22 protein-coding genes are annotated in these 25,100 nt (G+C 69.1%); 8 read left to right on the top strand and 14 right to left on the bottom strand.

Annotated elements, in window-relative coordinates; genetic code table 11:
* Positions 1-349 precede the first annotated feature (349 nt).
* Positions 350-2,008, top strand: coding sequence for an alpha-amylase family glycosyl hydrolase (locus IHD13_RS09005; RefSeq protein ID WP_195860705.1), 1,659 nt, complete (start codon positions 350-352; stop codon positions 2,006-2,008).
* On the top strand, positions 1,996-3,111 hold the full coding sequence (gene ugpC, locus IHD13_RS09000) for a sn-glycerol-3-phosphate ABC transporter ATP-binding protein UgpC (RefSeq protein WP_195860704.1): 1,116 nt from the start codon (positions 1,996-1,998) through the stop codon (positions 3,109-3,111). The genes IHD13_RS09005 and ugpC overlap by 13 nt, the downstream gene beginning before the upstream one ends.
* A 347-nt stretch (positions 3,112-3,458) precedes the next feature.
* On the opposite strand, the gene IHD13_RS08995 is transcribed toward ugpC, so the two are convergent.
* The 4 genes from IHD13_RS08995 to malE form a co-directional block, all read right to left on the bottom strand.
* Positions 3,459-4,733 carry a maltoporin gene (locus IHD13_RS08995; protein WP_195860703.1) on the bottom strand — a complete coding sequence of 425 codons (1,275 nt, stop codon included), beginning with the start codon at positions 4,731-4,733 and terminating at the stop codon, positions 3,459-3,461.
* 388 nt (positions 4,734-5,121) lie between these two features.
* Positions 5,122-6,012, bottom strand: a complete 891-nt coding sequence (gene malG, locus IHD13_RS08990) for a maltose ABC transporter permease MalG (protein WP_195860702.1) — start codon at positions 6,010-6,012, stop codon at positions 5,122-5,124.
* A 26-nt stretch (positions 6,013-6,038) separates the two neighbouring features.
* Positions 6,039-7,628 carry a maltose ABC transporter permease MalF gene (gene malF, locus IHD13_RS08985; RefSeq protein WP_195860701.1) on the bottom strand — a complete coding sequence of 530 codons (1,590 nt, stop codon included), beginning with the start codon at positions 7,626-7,628 and terminating at the stop codon, positions 6,039-6,041.
* Positions 7,629-7,703: 75 nt separating this feature from the next.
* Complete coding sequence (gene malE / locus IHD13_RS08980; protein ID WP_442786566.1) at positions 7,704-8,882, bottom strand: maltose/maltodextrin ABC transporter substrate-binding protein MalE; 1,179 nt, start codon at positions 8,880-8,882, stop codon at positions 7,704-7,706.
* A gap of 251 nt (positions 8,883-9,133) precedes the next feature.
* On the opposite strand from malE, the gene IHD13_RS08975 reads away from it, so the two are divergent.
* The 4 genes from IHD13_RS08975 to proX all read left to right on the top strand — a co-directional run bounded on the left by IHD13_RS08975 (position 9,134) and on the right by proX (position 13,920).
* The gene (locus IHD13_RS08975) at positions 9,134-10,624 is read left to right on the top strand and encodes an alpha-amylase (RefSeq protein ID WP_195860699.1); all 1,491 of its coding nucleotides are present in this window, start codon (positions 9,134-9,136) and stop codon (positions 10,622-10,624) included.
* Between the two features lie 110 nt (positions 10,625-10,734).
* Positions 10,735-11,967 (top strand): quaternary amine ABC transporter ATP-binding protein, encoded by a 1,233-nt coding sequence (locus IHD13_RS08970; protein ID WP_326838333.1) that lies wholly within the window; start codon positions 10,735-10,737, stop codon positions 11,965-11,967.
* Positions 11,964-12,869, top strand: a complete 906-nt coding sequence (locus IHD13_RS08965) for an ABC transporter permease (RefSeq protein WP_230086219.1) — start codon at positions 11,964-11,966, stop codon at positions 12,867-12,869. Before IHD13_RS08970 ends, IHD13_RS08965 begins: the two co-directional genes overlap by 4 nt.
* 19 nt (positions 12,870-12,888) lie before the next feature.
* Positions 12,889-13,920 (top strand): glycine betaine/L-proline ABC transporter substrate-binding protein ProX, encoded by a 1,032-nt coding sequence (gene proX, locus IHD13_RS08960; RefSeq protein WP_195860698.1) that lies wholly within the window; start codon positions 12,889-12,891, stop codon positions 13,918-13,920.
* 1 nt (position 13,921) lies between these two features.
* On the opposite strand, the gene IHD13_RS08955 is transcribed toward proX, so the two are convergent.
* Positions 13,922-14,950: a DUF21 domain-containing protein gene (locus tag IHD13_RS08955; protein WP_195860697.1), complete on the bottom strand. Its 1,029-nt coding sequence runs from the start codon at positions 14,948-14,950 to the stop codon at positions 13,922-13,924.
* Positions 14,950-16,332 carry a DNA recombination protein RmuC gene (rmuC, locus tag IHD13_RS08950; protein WP_195860696.1) on the bottom strand — a complete coding sequence of 461 codons (1,383 nt, stop codon included), beginning with the start codon at positions 16,330-16,332 and terminating at the stop codon, positions 14,950-14,952. Before rmuC ends, IHD13_RS08955 begins: the two co-directional genes overlap by 1 nt.
* Before the next feature lie 137 nt (positions 16,333-16,469).
* On the opposite strand from rmuC, the gene IHD13_RS08945 reads away from it, so the two are divergent.
* Entirely contained in the window at positions 16,470-16,625 is a 156-nt protein-coding gene (locus IHD13_RS08945; RefSeq protein WP_195860695.1) for a hypothetical protein, read from the top strand.
* A 67-nt stretch (positions 16,626-16,692) separates the two neighbouring features.
* On the opposite strand, the gene astB is transcribed toward IHD13_RS08945, so the two are convergent.
* From astB to IHD13_RS08915, 6 genes are read right to left on the bottom strand one after another with little or no spacing between them, the layout of a single operon-like run.
* The gene (astB, locus tag IHD13_RS08940; protein ID WP_195860694.1) at positions 16,693-18,030 is read right to left on the bottom strand and encodes an N-succinylarginine dihydrolase; all 1,338 of its coding nucleotides are present in this window, start codon (positions 18,028-18,030) and stop codon (positions 16,693-16,695) included.
* Complete coding sequence (locus tag IHD13_RS08935) at positions 18,027-18,176, bottom strand: hypothetical protein (protein ID WP_195860693.1); 150 nt, start codon at positions 18,174-18,176, stop codon at positions 18,027-18,029. The genes astB and IHD13_RS08935 overlap by 4 nt, the downstream gene beginning before the upstream one ends.
* Positions 18,173-19,642 (bottom strand): succinylglutamate-semialdehyde dehydrogenase, encoded by a 1,470-nt coding sequence (astD, locus tag IHD13_RS08930; protein ID WP_195860692.1) that lies wholly within the window; start codon positions 19,640-19,642, stop codon positions 18,173-18,175. Before astD ends, IHD13_RS08935 begins: the two co-directional genes overlap by 4 nt.
* A 9-nt stretch (positions 19,643-19,651) precedes the next feature.
* Entirely contained in the window at positions 19,652-20,668 is a 1,017-nt protein-coding gene (gene astA, locus IHD13_RS08925) for an arginine N-succinyltransferase (RefSeq protein WP_195860691.1), read from the bottom strand.
* The gene (locus IHD13_RS08920) at positions 20,668-21,732 is read right to left on the bottom strand and encodes an arginine N-succinyltransferase (protein ID WP_195860690.1); all 1,065 of its coding nucleotides are present in this window, start codon (positions 21,730-21,732) and stop codon (positions 20,668-20,670) included. Before IHD13_RS08920 ends, astA begins: the two co-directional genes overlap by 1 nt.
* Before the next feature lie 47 nt (positions 21,733-21,779).
* Positions 21,780-22,994: an aspartate aminotransferase family protein gene (locus tag IHD13_RS08915; protein WP_195860689.1), complete on the bottom strand. Its 1,215-nt coding sequence runs from the start codon at positions 22,992-22,994 to the stop codon at positions 21,780-21,782.
* A gap of 128 nt (positions 22,995-23,122) precedes the next feature.
* On the opposite strand from IHD13_RS08915, the gene IHD13_RS08910 reads away from it, so the two are divergent.
* The gene (locus IHD13_RS08910; RefSeq protein WP_195860688.1) at positions 23,123-23,767 is read left to right on the top strand and encodes a class I SAM-dependent methyltransferase; all 645 of its coding nucleotides are present in this window, start codon (positions 23,123-23,125) and stop codon (positions 23,765-23,767) included.
* A gap of 17 nt (positions 23,768-23,784) precedes the next feature.
* Here the strand turns inward: IHD13_RS08910 and IHD13_RS08905 are convergent, their stop codons facing one another.
* Complete coding sequence (locus IHD13_RS08905; RefSeq protein ID WP_195860687.1) at positions 23,785-24,765, bottom strand: GlxA family transcriptional regulator; 981 nt, start codon at positions 24,763-24,765, stop codon at positions 23,785-23,787.
* Between the two features lie 130 nt (positions 24,766-24,895).
* Positions 24,896-25,096 carry a hypothetical protein gene (locus tag IHD13_RS08900; protein ID WP_195860686.1) on the bottom strand — a complete coding sequence of 67 codons (201 nt, stop codon included), beginning with the start codon at positions 25,094-25,096 and terminating at the stop codon, positions 24,896-24,898.
* Between the last annotated feature and the right edge of the window lie 4 nt (positions 25,097-25,100).

Genomic DNA, 25,100 nt, shown 5'->3' with positions numbered 1-25,100 from the left:
CAGAAACCACAAAGCCATTGATAATCAACGAATTATAAAAATAAGCGCGGTAAAAACATTTCGATCGGGCAAGAAGTTGCCTGAAAATCGGGTCATTTCTTGCCCGCGGGCAAGAAATGACCCGGTGATTCGTTACCACGGGGTTAAGGAAGGTTATCGGGGTTACGAAGATTCCCCGGACGCGCCCTGCCCTGTCGCCGCTCGATACGCTGCCCTTCCCTTCGCTTGCTCCTCCGCCTACGCCCCCCAGCTACGCCGCCTGCCCCGCCCCCGGGATGATCCCCGCCGCCCCGGGCGGGGCCACCATAGCCTCGACCCCATCTCGATCAACCAGGCTAAGGAATCGACCATGACGACCCAGCTCGGCAGGCAAGGCAGCGACTGGTGGCGCGGGGCGGTGATCTACCAGATCTACCCGCGCAGTTTCCAGGACACCAATGGCGACGGCATCGGCGACCTCAAGGGGGTCATCGAGCGCCTCGACTACATCGCCTCCCTGAATGTCGACGCCATCTGGCTGTCGCCCTTCTTCACCTCGCCGATGAAGGACTTCGGCTACGACATCAGCGACTACCGCGGCGTCGACCCCATGTTCGGCAGTCTCGAGGACTTCGACCGCCTGGTGGAGGCGGCCCATGCCCGGGGCCTACGCGTCACCATCGACCAGGTGCTCTCCCACACCTCGGACCAGCACCCCTGGTTCGCCGAGAGCCGCGCCAGCCGCGACAATCCCAAGGCCGACTGGTACGTCTGGGCCGATGCCCGTCCCGACGGCGCGCCGCCCACCAACTGGCAGTCGGTGTTCGGTGGCAGCGCCTGGCAGTGGGACACCCGCCGCTGCCAGTACTACCTGCACAACTTCCTGAGCAGCCAGCCGGACCTCAACTTCCGCAACCCGGCGGTGGTGGAGGCGATCCTCGGCGAGGTGCGCTTCTGGCTGGAGCGCGGCGTCGACGGTTTCCGCCTCGATGCGGTCAACTTCTGCACCCATGGCGAGTTGAAAGACAACCCGCCCCGGAAGGAGATCGTCGAGGGCTTTATCGGGGTACGGCCGGACAACCCCTACGGCTTCCAGCTCCACCACCACGACAAGACCCAGCCGGAGAACCTGGCCTTCCTGGAGAAGCTGCGCGCCCTGCTCGACGAGTACCCGGGCACCACCAGCGTCGGTGAGGTGGGCGACGACGACTCCCTGGGCGTGATGGCGGCGTACACCCAGGGCGGCAAGCGCCTGCATATGGCCTACTCCTTCGACCTGCTGGGGGAGCGCCACGACCCGGCCTTCCTGCGTGATACCCTCACCGAGATGGAGGCGCGCATCGGCGACGGCTGGCCCTGCTGGGCGCTGGGCAACCACGACGTGACCCGCTTGGCGACCCGCTGGAACGCCGAAGAGGATGCGGCGAAGCTGCGCCTCTACCTGGCCTTCCTGCTCACCCAGCGCGGCAGCGTCTGCCTCTACCAGGGCGAGGAGCTGGGCCTGCCGGAGGCGTCCCTGACCTTCGAGCAGCTCGTCGACCCCGCCGGCATCACCTTCTGGCCCGCCTACAAGGGCCGCGACGGTTGCCGCACGCCCCTACCCTGGGCGGCCCGGGCCGAGCAGGCCGGCTTCTCCGGCGGCGCGCCCTGGCTGCCGATTCCCGAGGCCCACCGGGCCCTGGCGGTGGATCGCCAGGAGGCGGACCCCGAGGCCCTGCTCCACGCCACCCGCGCCTTGCTGGCCTTCCGTCGCGGCCAGCCGGCGCTGGTCAAGGGCGAGGTGCACTATCACCCGATTCGTGACGAGGTGCTCTGCCTGGAACGCCACTACCAGGGCCAGCGCCTGCTGGTGGCCCTGAACTTCAGTGACCAGGCCCGCGAGCTGCCGGCGCCCCGGGCGGCCCAGGCGCTGGACGCCACCCCCGAGCTGGTCAACGGCACCTGGACCAACGGGCGGCTGCGCCTGCCCCCCTACGGCATCGCCATCGCCAGTTGTTCGACAGAGGAGGATCAGGCATGGGACGTTTGACGCTCAGCGGTATCGGCAAATCCTACGACGGGGTCGAGATCTCCCGGGATATCGACCTGACCATCGAGGATGGCGAGTTCGTGGTCTTCGTCGGCCCCTCCGGCTGCGGCAAGTCGACCCTGCTGCGCATGATCGCCGGGCTCGAGGAGATCACCCGGGGGGAGATGTGCCTGGACGGGGAACGCATCAACGAGGTGCCGCCCCAGGAGCGGGACATCGGCATGGTCTTCCAGTCCTATGCCCTCTACCCGCATATGACGGTGGCCGAGAACATGGCCTTCGGCCTCAAGCTGGCGCGCACCGACAAGGCGGAGATCCGCCGCCGGGTGGAACACGCCGCCGAGATGCTGCACCTCTCCACGCTGCTGGAGCGCAAGCCCAAGGACCTCTCCGGGGGCCAGCGCCAGCGGGTGGCCATCGGCCGCACCCTGGTCAAGGAGCCGGCGGTGTTCCTCTTCGACGAGCCCCTCTCCAACCTGGACGCCGCCCTGCGCGTCGATATGCGGGTGCAAATCGCCGAACTGCATGAGCGCCTGGGCGCCACCATGATCTATGTGACCCACGATCAGGTGGAGGCCATGACGCTCGCCGATCGCATCGTGCTGCTCTCCGGCGGGCGCATCGCCCAGGTCGGGGCGCCGCTCTCCCTCTACCACTTCCCCCAGACCCTGGAGGTGGCGGAGTTCATCGGCTCGCCGCGCATCAACACCCTGCCGGTGACGGTGCTCGACCCGGGCCCGCGCCATACCACGGTGCGCCTGCCCGGTGGCGAGAGCCTGGCGGTGGCGGTGGACGGCAGCGGCCTGAGCGCCGGCGACACCGCCACCCTGGGGGTGCGCGCCGAGGCCTTCGTCGACGAAACCCGGGCCGAGGCCCGCCTGCCGGCCCGCCTGCTGGTGGCCGAGCAACTGGGCTACGAGACCCTGGCCCACCTGGCGGTGGAAGGCGTCGAGGGCGCCCTGGTGCAGCGCCTGGATGGCCTGACCCACCTGGAACCCCACCAGCCGGTGACCCTGGGCCTGGCCGGGGAGCACTGTCATCTCTTCGACGCCAGCGGCCGCGCCTGCCCGCGCCAGACCACGGTGCCCGGGGTCAGCCGCTAGGCTCACCCCAGGCTGCAGAGCGCTCCACGACAGGGCCCCGGCAGGTTGCCGGGGCCCTGTGCGTTGAAGGCGATTATCGCTGCCACGGACATAAAAAAAGGCTCTTCGCACTCTGGCGTGAATGCCGCCGTGGGAGCGCGGATTCCGCGCGATATCGCCCGAAGGGCGATCCTGGCTGCGACCAGGGGCGACTTCGTCGCCCAATCGTTCGGCATAGCCAAACTCCCACGATAGCAAGCCGGAATCATCCATGTTGTGGCTTCACGCTGATCTGCGATGAACCTAAAAAAAGCCGGCGCAGGGCGCCGGCAAACGAGGAAACAGTAACGCGAGCGGGACGGGGTCGCTTACCACCAGGCCTCGGCCTGGAGGCCGAAGGTGAGGCCGGAGCCGTCGCCATCCTCGATGGCCTCGCTGGCGGCGTTGTAGGCATCGCCGTTCCAATCCGCATAGGTGACGAAGGCGCGTACCACCGGGCGCACGAAGGCGCCGCGGCCGGCACTCCACTGCTGGGCCAGGGTCAGCTTGGTAAGCCGTGCGCTGTCGCCGTCGCCCTGGGGCGAGACCCGATCATGGCCCAGTTCCAGGGCGGTGCTCTGGTAGTCGGACCAGTAGTAGGTGGGACGCACCCCCGCCGAGACCCAGGTCTGGCCATTGCCGTCATCCAGGTTGCGATCCTCGTAGATCAGCGCGTAGAGCATGTCGAGGTTCGGCGCCAGGCTCACCAGGCCGTGGTTGATCAGCCGCAGCATATCGCCCTCGGGGGCGTCGGAGGCGGAATTGACACGCCCGAAGCCGCCGATCATGCCGTCGGTGGCGTACTGCACCACCGCCTTGTTGAAGCCGCCGAACCAGTCCCCCTGGGTATGCTCGAGGGTCAGCATATGGCCGTCCCGGGACTCCGCCCCGGCGCGCCGCTGCTCGCTGGTCAGCCGTGCCGAGCCGTAGTCGTAGCCCAGCTCCAGGCTGCCGCCGGGATTGGTCTCCAGCCCCGCCAGGCGAATATCGAAGATATCGTTGGCCAGGTTGTTGCGCTCGCCGCCGGGGAAGGCCTCGTCGCTGCTGCCGTTGCGCAGCCAGGCCAGGCTCAGCCGCCCTACCCCCAGGTCGATGTTCTCGATACCGCCACCGGGCCCGGAGACGTCCCAGTAGTAGTAGTCGTTCATGTGGATATCGTGGCGCTGGTAGAAGCGCTTGCCGGCCCAGACGGTGGCTTCGGGCAGCGACTCGATCACCCCGGTGGCCTGCACATTGGCCTCGCGGAAGGCCAGGTGGGTGTCGTCGTCGTTGACGCTTTCCCAATCGTTGCGCTGCTGGGAGGCGTAGGCCACCCGGCTCTCGAAACGGAAGCGGGTATCCGCCTCCTCGTAGAGGGTGGAGCCGAAGCCGAGCTCGGCGTAGGTGTCGCACTCGTTGCCGAGGCGATACTTGGCACCGGCACCCCGGGCCTGGAAGCAGGCCTGGTCGCCGCCACCGGAGGTGCCGCCGATACCGGAGCGGGCATAGCCACTGAAGTCGAGGGAGGCCGCCTGGGCGGTGCCGGCCAGGCCCAGGGCCACGGCGCTGGCGAGGGCGGTGCGCAGGGGCAGACGGGAGACGTGAGCGATGGGGAGACGTTTCATCCTAACCTCGTTGTTGTTATGGCGAAGAAGTTGCCAATGGAGCACGGCGACGGCGGTCGCCGAGTCTCGACTATCTCGCAGCACCGACGCCTTGCCGTCCTCCTCCCCCCACGCCCGGGAGGCGGGGGCGGGGGGCGTAGTTCCCCCGCCCCTCCTCCCCCGCCCTCCTGCGGCGCCGGCATAAAAAAACCCCGGCGAGCGCCGGGGTCGAAGCGGAGGAGAGATAAACCATCTCGTTAGCCTTTTACGCCACCGGCGGGGTTGGGTAAGCCCGCCGATGGACCAGCACGACAACAACATTCGGGGGCTCGATTAGCCTTTCACGCCACCGGCGGGGTTGGGTAAGCCCGCCGATGGACCAGCACGACAACAACATTCGGGGGCTCGATTAGCCTTTCACGCCACCGGCGGTGAGGCCACCGACGATCCAGCGCTGGCAGAGCAGGAACATCAGGGTGATGGGCAGGCCGGACAAGACCGCCGCGGCGGCGAAGTTGCCCCAGCGCTGGTTGTGGTCGGCCAGGTACTGCTGGGCCCCCACGGCGAGCGTCAGCTTGTGCTCGTCGACCAGCAGCACCGAGGCCATGGGGTACTCCATGATGCTCATCACGAAGGCGAGGATGAACACCACCATCAGGATCGGTACCGAGAGCGGCAGCAGGATGTAGCGGAACGCCTGCCAGGTGCTGGCACCGTCGACCATGGCGGCCTCCTCCAGCGAGCCGTCGATGGACTCGAAGTAGCCCTTGATGGTCCAGATATGCAGGGCCACGGCGCCCAAAGAGGCGACGATCAGCGAGCCGTGGGTGTTGATGCCGAGCGCCGGCACCAGCTGGCCCAGGCGGTCGAAGAGCGCATAGAGGGCCACCAGCGACAGCACCGCCGGAAACATCTGGAAGATCAGCATGCCCTTGAGGATCGGCGCCTTGCCCTTGAAGCGCATGCGCGCGAAGGCGTAGGCGCTGGTGGTGGAGAGCAGCACGATCAGCAGCGACGAGACCACCGCCACCTTCACCGAGTTCCACAGCCACAGCAGCACCGGGAAGGGCGGCTGGATCACGCTGCCGTCGGCGCGCTCCCAGGGGATGCCGAAGGCCAGCGCCCAGTGCTCCAGGGAGAAGCGCTCGGGGATCAGGCTGCCGGTGGCGAAGTTGCCCTCGCGGAAGGAGATCGAGATCACCAGCAACAGCGGGAAGACGACCAGGCTGACGAGGCCGATCAGCAGCAGGTGGGCGCCCAGCCGGCGGGCGCGGATCGAGCGGGGTTGGACCATGGCCATGGCGATAGCTCCTTTGACCGTGTGAATCAGACCTTGACCTTGGAAAGCCGCAGATTGAGCCAGGAGAGGCCCGCGACCAGCAGGAAGATCAGGGTGGCGATGGCCGCCGCCAGGCCGAAGTTCTGGCCGGCATCCTGGAAGGCGATGCGGTAGGTGTAGCTGACCAGCAGGTCGGTGGTGCCCGCCGGGGTGCTGGCGCCGAGGATGTCCGGGTTGCCGCCGGTGAGCAAGGCAATCAAGACGAAGTTATTGAAATTGAAGGCGAAGGCGGCGATCAGCAGGGGCGTCAGCGGCTTGAGGATCAGCGGCAGGGTGATGCGCCACAGGTTGGTCAGGGGGCCGCCGCCATCCACCGCCGAGGCTTCAAAGAGGTCGCGGGGAATCGACTGGATCAGCCCCATGCACAGCAGCAGCATATAGGGGTAGCCGAGCCAGGTATTGACGATCAGCAGCATGCTGCGCGCCAGCCAGGGATCGGTGAACCACTCGGGACGGATGCCGAACAGCGTCTCGAGGATCATGTTCACCTCACCGAAGTGCTGGTTGAACATGCCCTTGAAGATCAGGATCGAGATAAAGGCCGGTACCGCATAGGGCAGGATCAGCAGGGTGCGGTAGATCGCCTTGCCCCTGAGCTGGTCCCACTGCAGCAGGGAGGCCAGCACGAACCCCACCGCCAGGGTGAACACCACGGTGAGCCCGGCGAAGACGAAGGTCCAGACGAAGATCTGCAGGAAGGGCCCGCGGATATCCGGGTCGGTGAAGATCTGGGTGTAGTTGTCCAGGCCCACGGCGACGGGCCATCCCGGGGTGATGCGCTCGCCATCGTCGGTGACGAAGAAGCCGATCGCCGGGTCCGGGGTCAGCACCCGGTCGTCGCGACGATCATAGAGGCTGCCGTCGTCCCGAGCCTCATAGCGGTCGAGGATGGGCGCGTAGTGACGCAGCCCCGCCATGCGCAGCTCCGGCCCCTCGGGGGTCAGCAGGGTCAGGCCCTGGAGCAGGCTGCGGGCGGCGATCACCTCGCGCATCGGCAACGGCTCGCCGCTGGGGGGGCGGTCTGCCGCCTGCAGGCCCACCCGGCGCGGCTCGGGATTGTCCAGGTTGAGGGGCGGCGTGACGAAGCCCTGGCTCGCCTCGGGAAGGTCATCCTCGGGCGTCAGGTCGCCGCCGTGCAAATAGAGGCGGGCCCGTTCGCCGTCGCGGTAGAGGGCGAAATCGAAGGCGGCGCCCTCGGCCTGGAAGGTGCGCGAGAGCAGTTGATCGCGCACCCGCTCCTCGCTGAGCAGGTTGCTGGAGCTGTAGTTGCTGAAGCTGATACCGATGGTGTAGAGCAGCGGGAAGATCACGAAGACCCCGAGCCCCGCCACCGCAGGAAAGATGTAGCGGTGGCTCATCAGGCTGCGCTTGGTGAAGACCACCGCCAGCGAGCTGCCGAGCACCAGGAACAGCAGGGCGAACATCCACTGGCCGTTGAGATGGAAGGCCAGCACCAGCCACAGCAGGGAGACGACCAGGGTGGCGACCAGGGCACGGCCGGCCCAGCGGCCATAGCGTTCGGTGGGGTGGCGCGAGCGGTGCCGGGGCAGGCCGCGGGAAGCGTTGGTGGTGTACATGGGCATGACCTGTGAAACGAGCCTGCAGGACCGCCGGCGGATAACCGCCGGCGGCGCGTGGCGTGGGGGAAGTGCTTACTGGCGCATGCGGCGAGCCGCGGCGTCCAGCGCTTCCTGGGGCGACTGGCGACCGCTGCCGATGTTCTGCAGGGCCGGTTCCATGGCGGCCCAGAAGGCGCCCATCTCGGGGATGTTGGGCATCGGCAGGCCGATCTCCGCATTGGCCAGGGTGGCGGCGATATTGGGGTCCTCCGCCAGCTCCCGCTGGTAGGCCATATGGGCCACGGCGCCCAGGGAGGCGTCGCCGTTGAAGGTGCGCAGCCCCTCCTCGGAGAGCAGGTAGTTCTCGAGGAATTCGGTGGCCAGGAAGTCGTTGGGCGAGGCGGAGTTGATCATCGCCGTCATCACCCCGAACAGCGGTCGGGCACGCTCGTCACCCACCCGGGGCAGCAGGGCCACGCCGAAGTCGATGCCACTCTGGCGCAGGTTGTTCCAGGCCCAGGGGCCGCTGATCATGGTGGCCACCTCGCCACGATTGAAGCGGGTGTCCATCAGGTTGTAGTCGGTGCCGCGGGGCAGCACGCCGCTGTCGATCAGCTCGGCGAGCAGCTCGGCGCCCTGGAGGGCCCCGGCATTGTTGACGCCGATATCCTCGACATCGAAGCCCTCGGCGGTGAGGCGGAAGGGGTAGCCACCGTTGGCGGCCAGCAGGGTCCAGCCGTAGTAGGGCTCGGCGTAGTCGAAGAGGATCGCCTTCTTGCCCTCGGCGGCGAGTTCGGCATCCAGCGCCATCAGCTCGGCGAAGCTCTCCGGCGGGGTCTCCACCAGCGCCTTGTTGTAGATCAGCCCCAGCGACTCCACCGAGATGGGGTAGCCGTAGGTCTCGCCGTTCCACTGGGTGGCCTGCCAGGTGAAGTCGAAGTAGCGGTCGCGAAAGTCGCTGGACGGGGCGATCGGGCGGAGCAGGCCGCTCTGGGCCCATTCGCCCAGGCGGTCGTGGGCCCAGATCACGATATCCGGCCCCTGGCCACTGCCGGCGGCCTGCTGGTAGCGGTCGGTGAGGTTATCGGGGTGGACGATCTCGATGGCGATGCCGGTGTCGGCGGTGAAGCGCTCGGCCACCTCGCGGACGCCCTCGGGGCCCTTGTTGTCGCCCATCCAGATGGTCAGGCGGTCGTCGTCGAAGGCCAGGGCCTGGGCGCTCAGCCCCAGGGTGCCGGCGGCCAGCAGCGGGAGCAGGGTTCGGCGTGTCATGCTCATGGGTGTCATGCCCCTTGATTGTTATGGGTGAGTCCTGATGGGTCGCGGCAAAAACGCGATAAACCCGACAGGCTCCTAGCCTCGCCGCTGGGCGACAAGCCCGCCTCCTCCCCCCGGGAGGAGGAGGCGGCGTATCCGGGGGGCGTAGTGGCCGGCGCCCCGGCCGACCCCGGGAGGAGGTCACGCCGGGGCCCGGGGCCTAGCATGGGCGGGGCAGCTCTCAACAATCACAAGACGAGGATGCCATGAAGCCTACCCCCACCTCCCTGGCCCTGAAGGCCCTGCCCCTCGGCCTGGCCCTGAGCCTGGCGGCCACCGCCCAGGCCGCCCCCCTGGGCGATGCCACCCGGCTCGGCAGCGAGACCCCGCTGATCGTTCATCTCTTCGAGTGGCGCTGGGACGATATCGCCGCCGAATGCGAGACCCACCTCGGCCCGGCCGGCATCGACGCCGTCCAGGTCTCGCCGCCCAACGAGCATATCGCCCTGGAGGGCGTCGAGGGCGCCTGGTGGGCTCGCTACCAGCCGGTGAGCCATGACCTCCACTCCCGCAGCGGCGATCGCGAGGCCTTCGTGGAGATGGTCGAGCGTTGCGAGGCCGCCGGCGTGGGCATCCTGGTGGATGCGGTGATCAACCATATGGCCGGCATCGGCGAGGGCGTCGGTATCGCCGGTACCGCCTATGCGCCCTTCCGCTATGGCGAGCTGTTCACCCGCGACGCGGACTTCAACCACTGTGGTCGCCACGGCGACGACCAGATCCGCGACTACCAGGACCGCTACGAGGTCCAGCACTGCCACCTGCTGGGCCTGGCCGACCTGGCCACCGGCCGCGAGGCGGTACAGGCGCAACTCGCCGACTACCTGCAGGGCCTGCTCGACCTGGGGGTGGCGGGCTTTCGTATCGACGCCGCCAAGCATATGCCGGCGGACGATATCGGCGCGATCCTGGCACGCCTCGAGGGCCATCCCTACGTCTTCCAGGAGGTGATCGACCCGGGCCACGAACCGATCAAGGCCACCGAGTACCTGGCCAATGCCGCGGTGACCGAGTTCGGCTATCCCCATCGCCTGGCCACCGCCATCGCCGGCGGCGACCTGGCCGACCTGGCCCGGATCGGTGCCGACGAAGCCTGGCTGCCCAGCGAACGGGCCCTGGTGTTCGTCGACAACCACGACAACCAGCGCGGCCATGTGGGTGGCGGCGTACTGATGCACCGCGACGACCACTACGCCCTGGGGCTCACCTTCATGCTGGCCTGGCCCTACGGCACCCCCAAGCTGATGTCGAGCTACACCTTCGAGCATGGCGACCAGGGCCCGCCCTCGGTGGCCGAGGAGGGCTGGCAGACCCTGCCGGTGCATGGCGAGGCGGGGCTCGGCTGCCTGGCCGAAGGCGCCTACGACGATCACGGCTGGGTCTGCGAGCATCGCTGGCCGCTGGTCACCGAGATGGTGGCCTTCCGCCAGGCCATGGGCGAGGCCCCGGTCACCCACTGGCAGCAGGCGGGGGCGTCGCGCATCGCCTTCGCCCGCGGCGAACGCGGCTTCGTGGCCCTGAACCGCGACCCCGAGGCATGGCGCGCGACCCTGGCCACCGGCCTGCCCGCCGGCGACTACTGCAACCTGCTGGACGACTGCGCCACCCGGGTCAGGGTGGCGGCGGATGGCCGGGCCGAGGTCGAGGTCCCAGCGAATGCTGCCCTGGCCTTGAGCCTGACGCGTCCCGCTCCCTGAGGCGGCCGGCAGGGTGACGCCCGGAGCTTCTATGCTGTAGGTACTGCAACCCGATCGATACCGCCCCGGCGGAGATCCCGGGCCGGGGCGGCTCACCAGGGGGAAGTACCGTGATCCGCGTGGAAGGCGTGACCAAGCTGTTCGGTCCCGATCCGGCGTCGGCCCTGGCCCGGCTCGAAGCGGGCCAGGGCAAGGCCGAACTGCAGGCCGAGAGCGGCCATGTGCTGGGCGTCAACGACGTCAGCTTCGCCCTGGAGCCCGGCGAGGTGTTCGTCATCATGGGGCTCTCCGGCAGCGGCAAGTCGACCCTGATCCGTTGCATCAATCGCCTGATCGAGCCCACCGCCGGGCGCATCTTCCTGGAGGACCCGGAGACGGGATGCGAAGAGATCACCGGCGCCTCCCCCGAACGGCTGCGATACCTGCGCCGCCGCCATCTGAGCATGGTCTTCCAGCACTTCGCCCTCTTCCCCCATCGCTCGGTGCGTTCCAACGTGGCCTATGGCCTGGAGATCCAGGGGGTGGCGGCCGCCGAGCGACTGCGCCGCGCCCAGGAGGTGCTGGCGATGGTCGGCCTGGGCGACTGGGGCGATGCCTATCCCCAGACCCTCTCCGGCGGCATGCAGCAGCGGGTCGGGCTGGCCCGGGCCCTGGCCACCGAGGCCCGGGTGCTGCTGATGGACGAACCCTTCTCGGCCCTGGATCCGCTGATCAAGGTCACCATGCAGCAGGAGCTGAAGAAGCTGCAGGCGCGGCTGGGGCGCACCATCCTCTTTATCACCCACGACCTGGACGAGGCGATGCGTCTGGGGGATCGCATCGCCATCATGGAGGACGGCGCCATCGTCCAGTTGGGCACCCCGGAACAGATCCTGGTCAATCCGCGCACCGACTACGTGGCGCGCTTCGTCGAGCACGCCGACCCCACCGCGGTGATCACCGCCGGCACCATCGCCCTGCCCCTCGCCGATGATGCCTTCAGCCCCCAGGGCGAGCGGCAGGGGCTACGCCTGCTGGGACACCGCGACCACCCGACGCTGAGCCTGGGATTGGACGAGGCGGGGCACCTGCGCGGCGCCTGGCGGAGAGACCACCCCCTGCCCCTGGACGAGCTGGAGAGGGCCCTGGAGACACCCCCACCCGACCGCCCCCGGGACGACCTGCTGCTGAGCTGCTCTCGGGAGGAGGTACTGCGTCGGGTGCTGCGCGGCCGATTACACAGCAGCCTGCCGCTGCTGGTCACCGGGCCCCAGGGCCAGTTGCAGGGGCTGATCGACGAGCCCCAGTTGATCCATGGCATCCTGGAGAAGCGCGGCCCCCGCGTCGAGGAGGCGACCGCATGAACGAGCTGATGGAGTTCCTGCGCCTGCTGATCACCGACCCCTTCGGCCTCTTCGAGGCCCTGCCGGTGCGCCAGTGGATCACCGAGGCGGTGAACTGGGTGGTAGCCAACTTCCGCGGCTTCTTCCGCGGCTATGTGAGCCCGCCGGTGCAGACGGTGATGCAGACCACCCAATGGGCCCTGGGCAGCCTGCCCCCCGGCCTCTTCCTGATCGGCATCTTCCTGATCGGCTGGCGGGCGGCCTCCTGGCGGGTCGGTCTCTTCGCCTTCGTGGCCTTCGCCCTGGTGGGCGTCATGGGGGTCTGGGATGCCCTGATCGTGACCCTCTCCCTGGTGGTCACCGCGGTGCTGTTCTGCGTGCTGATCGGCCTGCCCCTGGGCATCCTCTGCTCCCGCAGCGACCGCGTCGCCACCCTGATGCGCCCGCTGCTGGACATCATGCAGACCACGCCGCCCTTCGTGTACCTGGTGCCGGCGGTGATGCTGTTCAGCATCGGCAATGTGCCGGGACTGATCGCCACCATCATCTTCGCCATGCCGCCGATGATCCGCCTCACCAACCTGGGCATCCGCCAGGTCAGCCAGGAGTATATCGAGGCCGCCGAGGCCTTCGGCTCCACGCCTCGCCAGACCCTCTGGAAGGTGCAGTTTCCACTGGCCCTGCCAACCATCATGGCGGGGCTCAACCAGACCATCATGCTGTCGCTGTCGATGGTGGTGATCGCCGCCATCATCGGCGCCGGCGGCCTCGGTCTCGAGGTCTACGCCGGCCTGGAGCGACTCAATATCGGCCAGGCCTTCGTCGGCGGCATCGGTATCGTGCTGCTGGCCATGGTGCTGGACCGTATCACCCAAGGCCTGGGCGACAAGGCGCCGGGCCGGGCGCCCGACGAGCGCCCCTGATCGTCAGAGGAGGTGTGTCATGAAAGACGTCATCCATCGAGCTCGCCCCCTGAAGTGGGCCCTGCTGGCCGCCGCCGCGGCCTATGCCCTCACCGCCACCGACAACGCCGCCGCCGAGACGCCCGGGGCGGGCGTCAGCGTGCAGCCGGCGGTGGCCACCTGGACCTCGGCGGTACCGGTGAGCTGGGTCTTCGTCGAGCTGCTGGAGGAACTCGGCTACGAGGTGCGCTCGCCCATCGCCCTCTCCAACCCGGTGGCCTACCTGGCGATCACCGAGGGCGACGCCCACTACTGGCCCAATGGCTGGTTCCCCCTCCACGACCCGCAGCTGCCCGACGGCTTCCACGACGCCGCCACCCTCTTCGAGGCCCACTGCGCCGCCTGCGGCATCCAGGGCTACCTGGTGGACAGCGCCTCCGTGGAGGCCTTCGGCATCACCGGCATCGATGACTTCACCCGCGACGAGGTGAAGGCCGCCTTCGACGCCACCGGCGACGGCAAGGCGGACCTCTTCGGCTGTCCCCCGGGCTGGGGCTGCCACGAGGGCATCAACGCCATGCTCGATACCTTCGAACTGCACGAGCATATCAACCATGTGGACGCGGGCTACGCCGCCAACTTCGCCGAAGTGCTGTCGCGGATCCAGAGCGGCGAACCGGCCCTCTACTACACCTGGGGCCCCAGTGCCTGGCTGCTGGCCCTGACGCCCGGCGGGGAGGTGAGGTGGATCAATGCCCCGGGCATCGTCGGCGACGAGGCGGAGCGCGCCGAGGGCGTGACCGGGGCGGTGAGCGACCCCATCGAGATGGGGTTCGTGGCCGCCGATATCCGCGTGGCCGCCAATAACGCCTTCCTCGAGGCCAACCCCGCCGCCGCCGAGCTGTTCCGCCAGGTACGCCTGCCGCTGGCCTGGATCAGCGAAGTGGACAGCGCCATGGGCGAGCAGGAGCTCACCGACGACCAGGTACGGCCCCTGGCGATGGAGTGGATCGAGGCCAACCGCGAACTCGTGGATACCTGGCTGGAGGCCGCCCGGGCCGCGGCCGAATGACCTAGGAAGAAACGGGGCAGGCCTCGCTGCGGGCGATGCCCCGCAGCAGCCGGCCCAGGACATCGGAGCCGGTGAGGATGCGCTTCTCCTCGCCCCACAGCAGGATGACGTCCTCGTCGAGGACGTCATCCTCGCGATGCAGGGGACGCACCCGGAAGCGCTGCAGCACTTCCCCCAGGGGGGTGGCCGAATCGCGCACCACGATGGGCCGATGGCAGAAGGCCAGGGGCAGGAACGCCTCCTCCGCGAAGAGCGCCGCCCGCAGCAGGGCGTCCACGTCCACCACCAGGCGCGGCTCGCCGGCCTCGTCCACCAGCACGGCACGGCGCTTGCCGCTGGCCTGCAGGCGGCGCAGGAAGGGATCGTGACGGGTACGCTCGATGGCGGGAAAGACGGGCCAGGGCCCGGCGAAGGGCAACTCGATCAGGCTCTCCGGGGCCAGGGGTTCCCCCTCGCGAGCCAGGGGCACATCGTCCAGGGTCAGGAAGTTCATGGCGCCGCGCCCCTCCACCCGGTCGATCTCGGTATCGCCGGACTCCATGTGCAGGCGGATCAGCTGATGCAGGTCGCGCTCCTTGAAGTAGGGAATCGCCTCCGGCCCCAGCCAGCGATCCAGCACCCAGGCGGTGGGTCGCGCCACCGGCCACAGCAGCCACTGATAGCAGCGGATCATCGGCGCCAGCCGCGACGCCATGGGCAGGGCATGGCGCGAGAAGAAGGCCTGGGGCAGGATCTCGGCACACAGGGTGATCACCACGGTGGAGAAGAAGAAGGCGCCCAGGGCCCCCAGCACGGAACCGGAGAGCAGCGCCAGCAGCACATTGACCGCCACGTTCCCCCACAGGATGGTGACCAGCAGGAAGTTGGCGTCCTGGCGCAGGCGCTGTACCCGCTGGGCCCGGGGGTTGCCCTTGCGCGCCTCCAGTTCCAGCTCCAGCTTGCCGATGGTGAAGAAGGCCAGGTTGAGCCCCGAGAAGAGCGCCGACTGCAGCAGGCAGAGGAGGATGCCCAGCCAGAGCAGCAGGCTCATCACTCCCACCTCAGGGGACCGACATCACCGGCCTCGCCGCGGGGCGTCTCCAGTTCCAGCCGCGCCCGCTCCACCAGGGACTCCGGTAGCTCCCGCTTCACCGCCACCCCCAGCTCGGCGAAGTCGGCGGCCTGCTTGACCAGGTTGCCCTTGCCATTGACCAGCTGCCCCAGGGCCTGGTCGTAGCTGCCGCGGGCGCCATCCAGCTTGCGCCCCACCTCCTCCATGCTGACCAGGAAGGTACGCAGCTTGGCATGGAAGCGCTCGGCGCGACCGGCCAGCTCGGCGCTGTGCCGGCTCTGGTCCTCGAAGCGCCATAGCTGGCGGACGATGTTCAGGCTGGTCAGCAGGGTGGTGGGGGTGGCCACCAGAACGTTCTTCTCCAGGGCTTGCTGGAAGAGGGTCTCGTCGGCCTTGAGGGCCTCCACATAGGCGGACTCCACCGGCACGAACATCACCACCACCTCCGGGGAGTTGAGCCCCGGCAGGTCGTAGTAGTGGCGCTCGGCCAGCTCGTCGATGCGCGCCGCCATGGCCCGGCAGTGCTCCGCCAGGGCCGCCTGGCGCTCCGCCTCCGACTCGGCGTTGACGTAGCGCACATAGGCGACCAGGGAGGTCTTGGCATCGATCACCAGGTGGCGGCCCTGGGGCAGGTAGACGATGGCGTCCGGGCGCCGCCGCCCCGCCTCGGTGGCGATGCTCACCTCGCGGCGATAGTCCTTGCCCAGGCGCAGGCCAGAACCATCGAGGACGTTCTCCAGCATCAGCTCGCCCCAGTTGCCCTGGACCTTCTTCTGCCCCTGGAGGGCCTGGGTCAGGCGCTGGGCCTGATCGGTGATCTCCCGGTTGAGGGCCTGCAACTGCTGCAGCTCGGTGCGCAGCTGGATGCGCTGCTCGCTCTCCTGGCGCTGGATGCTGGCCACCTGGTCGCGGAAGCCCTTCATCTCGCTGTGCAGCGGCTGCAGGAGGCCCTGGATGCGCTGCTGGGAAAGCTCGCCGAAGGCTCGCCCCTTGCGCTCCAGCACCTCGTTGGCCAGGGCCTCGAACTCCTGGGTCAGCTGGCTGCGGCTCTCCCGGAGCAGGGCCAGTTGCTCCTGGAAGTGCTGCTCCTTGAGGGCCAGGTGCTCGGTGAGACGCTCGCGCTCCTGGCGCAGCTCCTGCTCGCCCTGCTGGGCGCGGGCCAGGCGGGTCTCGAGGCCCTGCTGGGCCTCGCGAGCCTGGGCCAGGGCTTCCCGGGCGGCATCCCGCTGCGCCTCGAGACGCGCCTGGGTCTCCCGAGCCGTGCCCTGGCGGCGTGCCGCGACCCACCCGGCCAGGCCGGCCGCCAGCAGGGCCCCGAACAGGCCCGCCAAGAGGCTCGAGAGCAGGGGATCGGAGGTCATCGCAGCATCCTTATCGTGAGGTTCCCGCCCCATGGTAGGCGAGGCGCCGCCGCTCGGGAATGGCCAGGCGTTGAAGCCCTCCCGCCGCGAACCTGCAATACTTGAGCAACTACCCCCTTCCGGCCCGGAGACTCCCTATGCGCCGCCACGCCTCTGCCCTGTTCGCCCTGCTCTGCGCCCTGTGGCTCGCCGGCTGCACGGTCAATACCTTCCCCGACGGCAGCCGCGAGACCCTCTGGGGCGTGCCGGAAGGCGACGAGCCCCCGACTCGCCAGGAACGCCAGGAGCTGTAACCCCCTGCAACGCCAAGGGCCCCGCCTCGAGTCTCGAGGCGGGGCCCTTGCATTGAGCGGCGGGCGATCAGGCCTGCTGGAAGGGGTAGACGCTGCCGATGGCGAGCAGTTGGGTCAGCTCGTCCAGGGCGGTCAGGGTCTCCTCGGCCAGCCGCGGGTCGGCCAGGTCTTCCGGGGCCAGGCGATCCCGGTAGTGGCGCTCGACCCAGGCGGTCAGGTCGCCGTGCAGGCCATCATCGAGCAGCACCCGGCCGCTCAGGGCGGCGCGTTCCGCCTCGGAGAGGGCGACCCGCAGGCGCAGGCAGGCGGGGCCGCCGCCGTTGCGCATGCTCTGCTTGACGTCCTTGACCAGCACCTCGTTGATCGGGTTGGGGCCGGCGATCAGCAGGTCCTGGATGGTGCGCCACACCGCCTCGTTTTCCTGGCACTCGCCGGGCACCACCAGGGTCATGGAGCCGTCCGGGTTGGAGAGCAGCTGGGAGTTGAAGAGGTAGGAGGCCACCGCGTCCTCCATGCTCACCGCCTCCTTGGGCACCCGCACCGGGATCAGCGGGGTCGCCATCTTGGCGCGCAGCTCGTCGAGGGTGCCCTGCTCGTCGAGGAAGGCCATCTCGTGATAGAGCAGCACCGGGCCGTTGCCCACCGCGATCACGTCGTTATGGAAGACGCCGGCATCGATGGCGTCCGGGTGTTGCTGGGCGAACACCGTCTGGGCCTCGCTCAGGCCGTGCTGGCGGGCCACCGCCTGACTCGCCTCCAGGGTCTGGCGGGCCGGGTAGCGCTTGGGCTCGATGCCCTCGCCGAAGGCCCGGCGGCCGTAGACGAAGAGGTGCACCCCGGGTTCGCCGTGGCTGGCGCCCAGGCGGGTGTGGTTGGCCGCGCCCTCGTCGGAGAAGGCCGGGGTGGCCGGCAGCACCGGATGGTGGGCGAAGTGGGCCTCGTCCTTGAAGATGGCCGCCAGCACCCGGCCGGTGGTCTCCGGCTCCAGGTAGCGATGGAAGCTGGACTGCAGGTTGGCCGGGGTGAAGTGCACCCGGCCGTCCGGGGCATCGACGCTGGGGGTCACGGTGCCGGCATTGGCGGTCCACATGCTGGAGGCGGAACACACCGCCCGCAGCAACTGGGGCGCCTCCTTGGCGGCCCGGGCCAGCACCTCGCGGGTGCTGCCGGTGAAGCCCAGAGCCCGCAGGGCGCCCAGGTCGGGACGCTGCTGGGGCGGGAGCACGCCCTGGGCGTAACCCGCGTCCATCAGCGACTTCATCTTGCCCAGGCCCTGGAGGGCCCCTTCCCGGGGGTTGGAGACCAGGCCGCCATGGGACATGGAGGCCACGTTGCCATGGGCCAGGCCGGAGTAGTTGTGGGTCGGCCCCACCAGGCCATCGAAATTGACTTCAAGCACGCTCACAGCGAAACCCCCGGCGGCAGTGAATCGGGCAGCGCCAGGTCGTCGGCCTCCACCGAGGCCACCGGATAGGCGCAGTAGTCGGCGGTGCCAATACGAGAGCGCGCTGGCAGCGCCTTGATGGCAGCAGGGATCAAGCAGCGACTCATAGACTCACCCCCGGCGGAAGAGAATCGGGCAGCGCCAGGTCGTCGGCCTCCACCGAGGCCACCGGATAGGCGCAGTAGTCGGCGGCATAGTAGGCGCTCGGGCGGTGGTTGCCGCTGTCGCCGACGCCACCGAAGGGGGCGTCGCCGGAGGCGCCGGTGGTCTGGCGGTTCCAGTTGACGATGCCGGCGCGAATACGCAGCAGGAAATCGTCCCAGTCGGCGCGCTCGCCGCCGATCAGGCCGGCGGAGAGGCCGTAGCGGGTGTCGTTGGCCAGGCGCAGGGCCTCGTCCCAGTCCCGATAGCGATACACCTTGAGCAGCGGGCCGAAGTGCTCCTCGTCGGGCACCGGCAGGCCGGTGACATCGATCAGCGCCGGGCTCAGCAGGCTGGTGTCCTCCTCCAGGCGCTGCATGCGCGAGAGCACGGTGCCGCCCAGGGCCTCGAGCTCGTCCTGGGCCTTGAGCAGGCCGTCGGCGGCGGCCACGCTGACCAGACCGCCGTAGAAGGGGGCGGGCTCGCTGAACTGGCCGGCCACCCGCAGCTTGTCGATGGCCGAGACCAGGGCCTCGATCAGGCGATCACCCACCTCGCCCTCGGGCACCATCAGGCGCCGGGCGCAGGTGCAGCGCTGGCCGCCGGAGAGGAAGGCGGACTGCAGGATGGTCAGCACGGCGGCGTCCTGATCCGGCACGTCCTTGATCACCAGCGGGTTGTTGCCGCCCAGCTCCAGGGCGAGGATCTTGTCCAGCTGGCCGGCGAACTGCTTGTGCAGCAGCCCCCCCACCTTGGCGCTGCCGGTGAACAGCAGGCCGTCGATATCCGGGGCCGAGGCCAGGGCCTGGCCCACCGGGGCCGCGCCCTGTACCAGGTTGATGACGCCGTCGGGCAGGCCCGCCTCGCGCCAGCACTGCAGGGCCAGGTCGGCGGTCAGCGGGGTCTGCTCGCTGGGCTTGAAGACCACGGTATTGCCGGCCAGCAGCGCCGGCACCATGTGCCCGTTGGGCAGGTGGCCGGGGAAGTTGTAGGGGCCGAAGACCGCCATCACCCCGTGGGGCCGGTGGCGTAGCACCGCCTTGGCGTCGCCCAGGTCGCGGGCGCGCTCGCCGGTGCGCTCCTCGTAGGCGCGAATCGACAGGGCCACCTTGCCGATCATCGCCCCCACCTCGGTACGTGCCTCCCAGAGCGGCTTGCCGGTCTCACCGGCGATGGCCGTGGCCAGGGCTTCCCGGTGACGCTCCAGCACCTCGCGGAAGCGCTCCACCAGCGCCTGACGCTCGGCGAAGGGGGTCTGGGCCCAGGCCGGGAAGGCGGCGCGGGCGGCGGCCACCGCCGCCTCCACCTGGGTGGGGCTGGCACAGCGGCCCGTCCAGAGCGTCTGGCCGGATACCGGGTCGGTCTTGGCAAGCGCCTCCGCGTCGCCGTCGACCCAGGTGCCGCCGATCAACTGTTGCTGCTTGGCCTGCATGCGTTTCTCCTAAGTCTCGAGTAAGCGGAGGGAATCGCCCGCGCCGACACCCAGTCGACGCGACTCCTCCTCGGTCAATACGATGACATCGTCGGCGTTGGGGCCGCGGCCCACCCAGCCGGCGCGGAAGTCCAGCATGGAGGTGCTGGAGGCGAGCCAGCCGGGGCGCTCGCTGCTCTCGGCCCGGGCGACCACTTCCACCTGACAGAGTCGCGAGTTACGCACCGCGCGCACGTCATCCAGGTAGGCCTCCACGGTGGGGCCGCCGTCGAAGATGTCGATATAGCCTTCCCAGCGCAGCCCTTCCTTCTTGAGCATCTCCAGGGCCGGGCGGGTGTGCTCGTGAACCTGGCCGATGCAGTCCCGGGCCTCCTCGCTGAGGAAGGGGGTGTAGATGGGGAACTTGGGCATCAGCTCGCCGATAAAGCTCTTCTGCCCCAGGCCGGTGAGGCGATCCGCCTCGTTGAAGTCCATGGGGAAGAAGTGGCTGCCCAGGCACTGCCAGAAGGGGCTGATGCCGTTCTCGTCGAAGCGCCCGCGCATCTCCGCCAGCACCTTGTCCGGGAAGCGGTCGCGGAACTGCGCCATGAACAGCCAGCGCGCCTTGGAGAGCAGGGTGCCGTTGCGATCCTTGCGGTACTCGGGGCGCAGGAACAGCGAACAGACCTCGGCGTCGCCGGTGTGATCGGAGCTCAGGAAGAGCGTATCGATGGTGCGGTGCAGGTCGAGCTGCACCGAGGAGTGGGCCAGGGTCCCCAACCGGTAGTTGTAGAAGGGGGCATCGTGGCCCACCTGGCCGACCACCGCGCAGCAACCGGCCAGCTCGCCGCTCGCCTCGTCCTCGAGGACGAAGAAGTAGAGGCGGTCGTCCACCGGGGTGCGCTCCTCGAAGGCGCTGGCGGCGGCCTCGATCTTGCCGGCCAGGAAGTCGCGGTTGTCGGGCAGCGAGGTGAAGCCGACCCCGGTCTGCTGGGCCAGGGCCTGGAGGCCGTCCAGGTCATCACGGGCGATGGGGCGAATACGCATCACAGCTCTCCCTCGTCATAGACGTCATCCACGGCGGGCAGGGCCAGGGGTGCCACCAGTACCGCACGACCTTCCTCCACGCCGAGCACCTCGGCGTGCTCCGGCGACAGCATCAGCTGGCCGGTGGGCGAGAGCGCGTAGCGGGCCACCACGCAGCGGAACTCGCCCAGCTTCTGGTTGGCGATCATCGCCGGCTCGGCGTCCGGCAGGCTGGCCGCCGGGCGCACCCGCACCGGGTGCCAGGCGGCGCGACGGAAGGTCTCCAGACGCTCCCGCTCGCCCTTGATCACCGGGCCGGCATCGAAGATATCCACATGGCGGGAGCGCACGAAGCCCTCCGCCAGCATCTCCTGCATGGGCGTCTCGTGGGCCGGGTGCTCGCGGCCGATGGCGGCCCGCGCCTGGGGCGTGAGCAGCGGCAGGTAGAGCGGGAACTGCGGCATCACCTCGGCGATAAAGCTCTTCGAGCGCACCCCGGCGATATGGTTGATGTCCTGGTAGCCCCGGGCGAAGAAGTGATTGCCCACGCTGTTCCAGAACGGCGACTCGCCCTCGGCATCCAGGTAGCCGGGGAAGGCCACCGCCAGGATCTCGGCGAAGCGCTCCGGGTACTGGGCGATGAACATCAGCCGCGCCCGGCGCAGCAGGCTCTCGGCGCTGGTGCCCTTGTAGCGCTCGTCCAGGGAGAGGGCACACAGCAGGGTCGCCTCGGAGACCTCGTGGGAGAGCGACAGGGTCTGCACCTCGCGGCGCACGTTGAGCTGCTGGGAGGCGTGGATCAGCGTCTCCTGGCGGTAGGTGTAATAGGCCTCGTTGGCCCCCGCCTGAGCGCGGATGGTGGCGGTACCCACCACCTCGCCGCGCTCGCGATCCTCGATCACGAAGGTGTAGTGCTCGTCACCCGGGAAATCGACCTCGCGGCCGAAGGCGCGTTGCGAGCGGGTGATGCGCTCCTCCAGCCGGTCGCGATGGGCCGGCAGGTTGGTCAGCCGCGGCGTGGCGGAGCCCGCCAGCCGCTCCAGGGCCGGCAGGTCCGCCGGCCGCACGGGGCGTACGACCAGCATGGCGAGTCCTCCAGGGGGCAAGGATTGATGCGCGGGCATGGGCGACCTCATCCCTGGGCGACGAGGCGGTCGATGGCACGCTCCAGGCGCGCCATGCCCTCGCGGATGTCCGCCTCGGGGATCACCAGGGAGGGCGCCATGCGCAGCACATTGGGGCCGGCGATCAGGGCCATCACGCCCTCCTCGATGGCCAGCGGCAGGATGTCCTTGGCGCGGCCTTCCCAGGCATCGGCCATCTGGGCGCCGATCAGCAGGCCCATGCCGCGCACTTCCTTGAAGATGCCGTGCTTGCGGTTGATCGCCTCGAGCAGCTCGCGGAACAGGGCGTGGCGCTCCTCGACGCCGCCCAGCACCTCGGGGGTGTCGATGGTTTCCACGGCGGCCAGGGCCACGGCGGAGGCCAGGGCGTTGCCGCCATAGGTGGAGCCGTGGGTGCCGATGGCCAGGGACGGCGCCACCTTGTCGGTGGTCAGCATGGCGCCCACCGGGAAGCCGCCGCCCAGGGACTTGGCGGTGGTCAGGATGTCCGGGGTGACGCCATAGTTCATGTAGGCGTAGAGCTTGCCGGTACGGCCGACGCCGGTCTGCACCTCGTCGAAGATCAGCAGGGCGTCGTGGGCATCACAGAGGTCGCGCAGGCCCTGGAGGAAGGCCGGGGTGGCCGGCACGATGCCGCCCTCGCCCTGCATCGGCTCGACCATGATGGCGCAGGTGTCGTCGCCGACCAGCGCGCGAACGCTCTCCAGGTCGTTGAACTCGGCGTGGAGGATGCCGCCGGGCACCGGGCCGAAGCCCTGGGAGTACTTGGGCTGGCCACCGACGCTGACGGTGAAGAAGGTGCGGCCGTGGAAGGACTGGCGGAAGGAGATGATCTTGTCCTTGTGGGCGCCATGGGTGTCATGGGCCCAGCGCCGCGCCAGCTTCAGGGCCGCCTCGTTGGCCTCGCCGCCGGAGGAGCAGAAGTAGGCCTTGTCGGCGAAGGTGCGCTCCACCAGGGACTTGGCCAGGGCCAGGGCCGGCTCGTTGGTGTAGACGTTGGAGAGGTGCCAGAGCTTGTCGGCCTGGGCCTTGAGGGCCTCCACCAGCACCGGGTGGCAGTGACCCAGGGCGTTGACGGCGATCCCGCCGGCGAAGTCGATGTACTCGCGATCCTGCTGGTCCCACAGGCGGCTGCCCTCGCCACGCACCGGAATCACCTGCTGGGGGGCGTAGTTGGGCACCATGTACTGGTCGAAGTCGCTGCGAGTCGGGGTATAGCTCATGGTCTTCTCCATCCTGTGGGAATGCTCGATCATGGGAGTATAGGGACGCCAGCCCAAGGAAGCTTTCATCGATGGGACGGCGAATTATCAAAAGCGGTTGGGCGCGGCCCAAGATGACGAGGTGCGGAATGTTCGATGCCACCACCTGGAATCGCCTGCGCTACGGCCTCTATGCGCCGATCTACGATGCGCTGGCCGAACGTGCCTTCCGGCGGCCGCGCCAAGAGGCCCTGGCGCAGCTGACGTGGCCGCCCCGGGCCCGGGTACTGCTGGTGGGGGCCGGTACCGGCCTCGACCTGCCCTGGCTGCCGGAGGACGCCGAGGTGCATGCCACCGACCTGTCGCCGGCCATGGTACGACGAATCGCCCGCCGCGCCGAGGCGCTGGGCCGGAAGGTGCACTGCCGGGTGATGGATGCCGCCGACCTGGACTACCCGGACCGGCACTTCGACGTGGTGGTGATGCACCTGATCCTGGCGGTGATGCCGGCCCCGGAACGGGGGCTCGCCGAGGCCCATCGGGTACTGCGCGACTCGGGCCGGCTGGCGGTGATGGACAAGTTCCAGGCCGATGACCGCCCCGCCGGCCTGGGGCGGCGCGCCCTCAACCTGGTGACCCGCGCCATCGCCACCGATATCACCCGCCAGGCCCGGCCGCTGCTGGAGACCGCCGGCTTCGTGATCGAGGCCGACCGGCCGGTGCTGATGGGCACGCTGTTCCGCGCCCTGCGGGCCCGCAAGGCCGATCCTCCGTCAGGCGAGAACGACGACTAGGCCCGGCAAGCCGAGCCTCAGGCGGTAAGGCGCTCTTCCCGGGGCGTCATGCCGAAGTGATTGCGGTAGGCGGTGGAGAAATGAGCGCCGGAGGAGAAGCCGGTCTGCAGGGCGATCTCGCCTACCGCCTGATCGCTCTCCCGCAGTAGCTTACGGGCCTGCTGCAGGCGCAGGTTGAGGTAGTAGCGGCTGGGCACCGCCTGCAGGTACTTCTTGAACAGCCGCTCCAGCTGGCGCCGGGAGATCCCCAGGTGCTCGGCCAGCTCGTGGGTGGTCAGGGGCTCCTCGATATTGGCCTCCATCAGGGTCACCGCATCGATCAGGCTCTGGGGGGCGTGGCCCAGCCGCGAGCGCAGCGGCACATGCTGGGGCTCGTCGGCCATGCGGATGCGCTCCAGCACGAAGTGCTCGGAGACCGCCTCGGCCAAGGGCTGGCCATGCTGCATGCCGACCAGGGTCATCATCATGTCCATGGCGGCGGTGCCGCCACCACAGGTCAGGCGATCCCGGTCGATCTCGAACAACTGATGGGAGAGCCGCACCCGGGGGTAGTCCCGGGCGAAGGCGTCGAAGCGCTGCCAGGGCAGGGTCGCGCGGTAGCCGTCCAGCACCCCGGCCCGGGCCAGCACCTCGGCGCCACCGGCGATGCCGCCCAGCACCACCCCTCCCCGCGCCAGCCGCCGCAGCCACTCCTCGAGGGAGGGCGCCAGGCTACCCGCCAGGGGCGAGGGGGCACAGACCAGCAGCAGGTCCGGGGCCGCGTCCAGCGCGTCGAAGCGCTCGCCGGGCAGTATCGCCACCTCGGCGGCACTGCCCACCTCCCGGGTATCCAGGCCCAAGCTATGCAGCTCGTAGAGGCGTCGCCCGGCGAGCTGATTGGCCACCGCCAGAGGCTCCAGGGCACAGGCCTGGGCCATCAGCGAGAAACCCGGCAGCATCACCGCCCCCACGCGGCGGGGGTGTCCGAGGTTGGCGCTGGAAAAGGGGGCATCGTGCATGGGCAGACTCCGATCGCGGAACCCACCATCTTACCCAATTGCCACGGGGGGGAAAGCGGCGGGACGAGCCGAGAGAAAAAGCCGTCCCGGAAAGACAAAGGCCGCCCCTTGGGGCGGCCGGCGACGGAGATCAGCGACCGAAGAGGAAGAAGCCCACCGCGATGATACCCACCAGGATGGCGATCAGCAGGACCCGGTGCACGCCATGGGCCGACTCCCGGGCCTCGGGTTGGTCCTCGTCGGGTTCGGGGTTGCTGTAATCCTCCGGCTGCCTGACTTCCTTGAGGTGCTGACGTTCCTCTTCCGGGGTCTTGCTTTCACGAGTATCCATCGCG

This window comes from Halomonas sp. 328 (genome assembly GCF_015645095.1).
Lineage (GTDB): Bacteria > Pseudomonadota > Gammaproteobacteria > Pseudomonadales > Halomonadaceae > Bisbaumannia.
The sequence above is the reverse complement of the archived record's forward strand: the minus strand, read 5'-3'. Positions and strand labels throughout refer to the sequence as shown.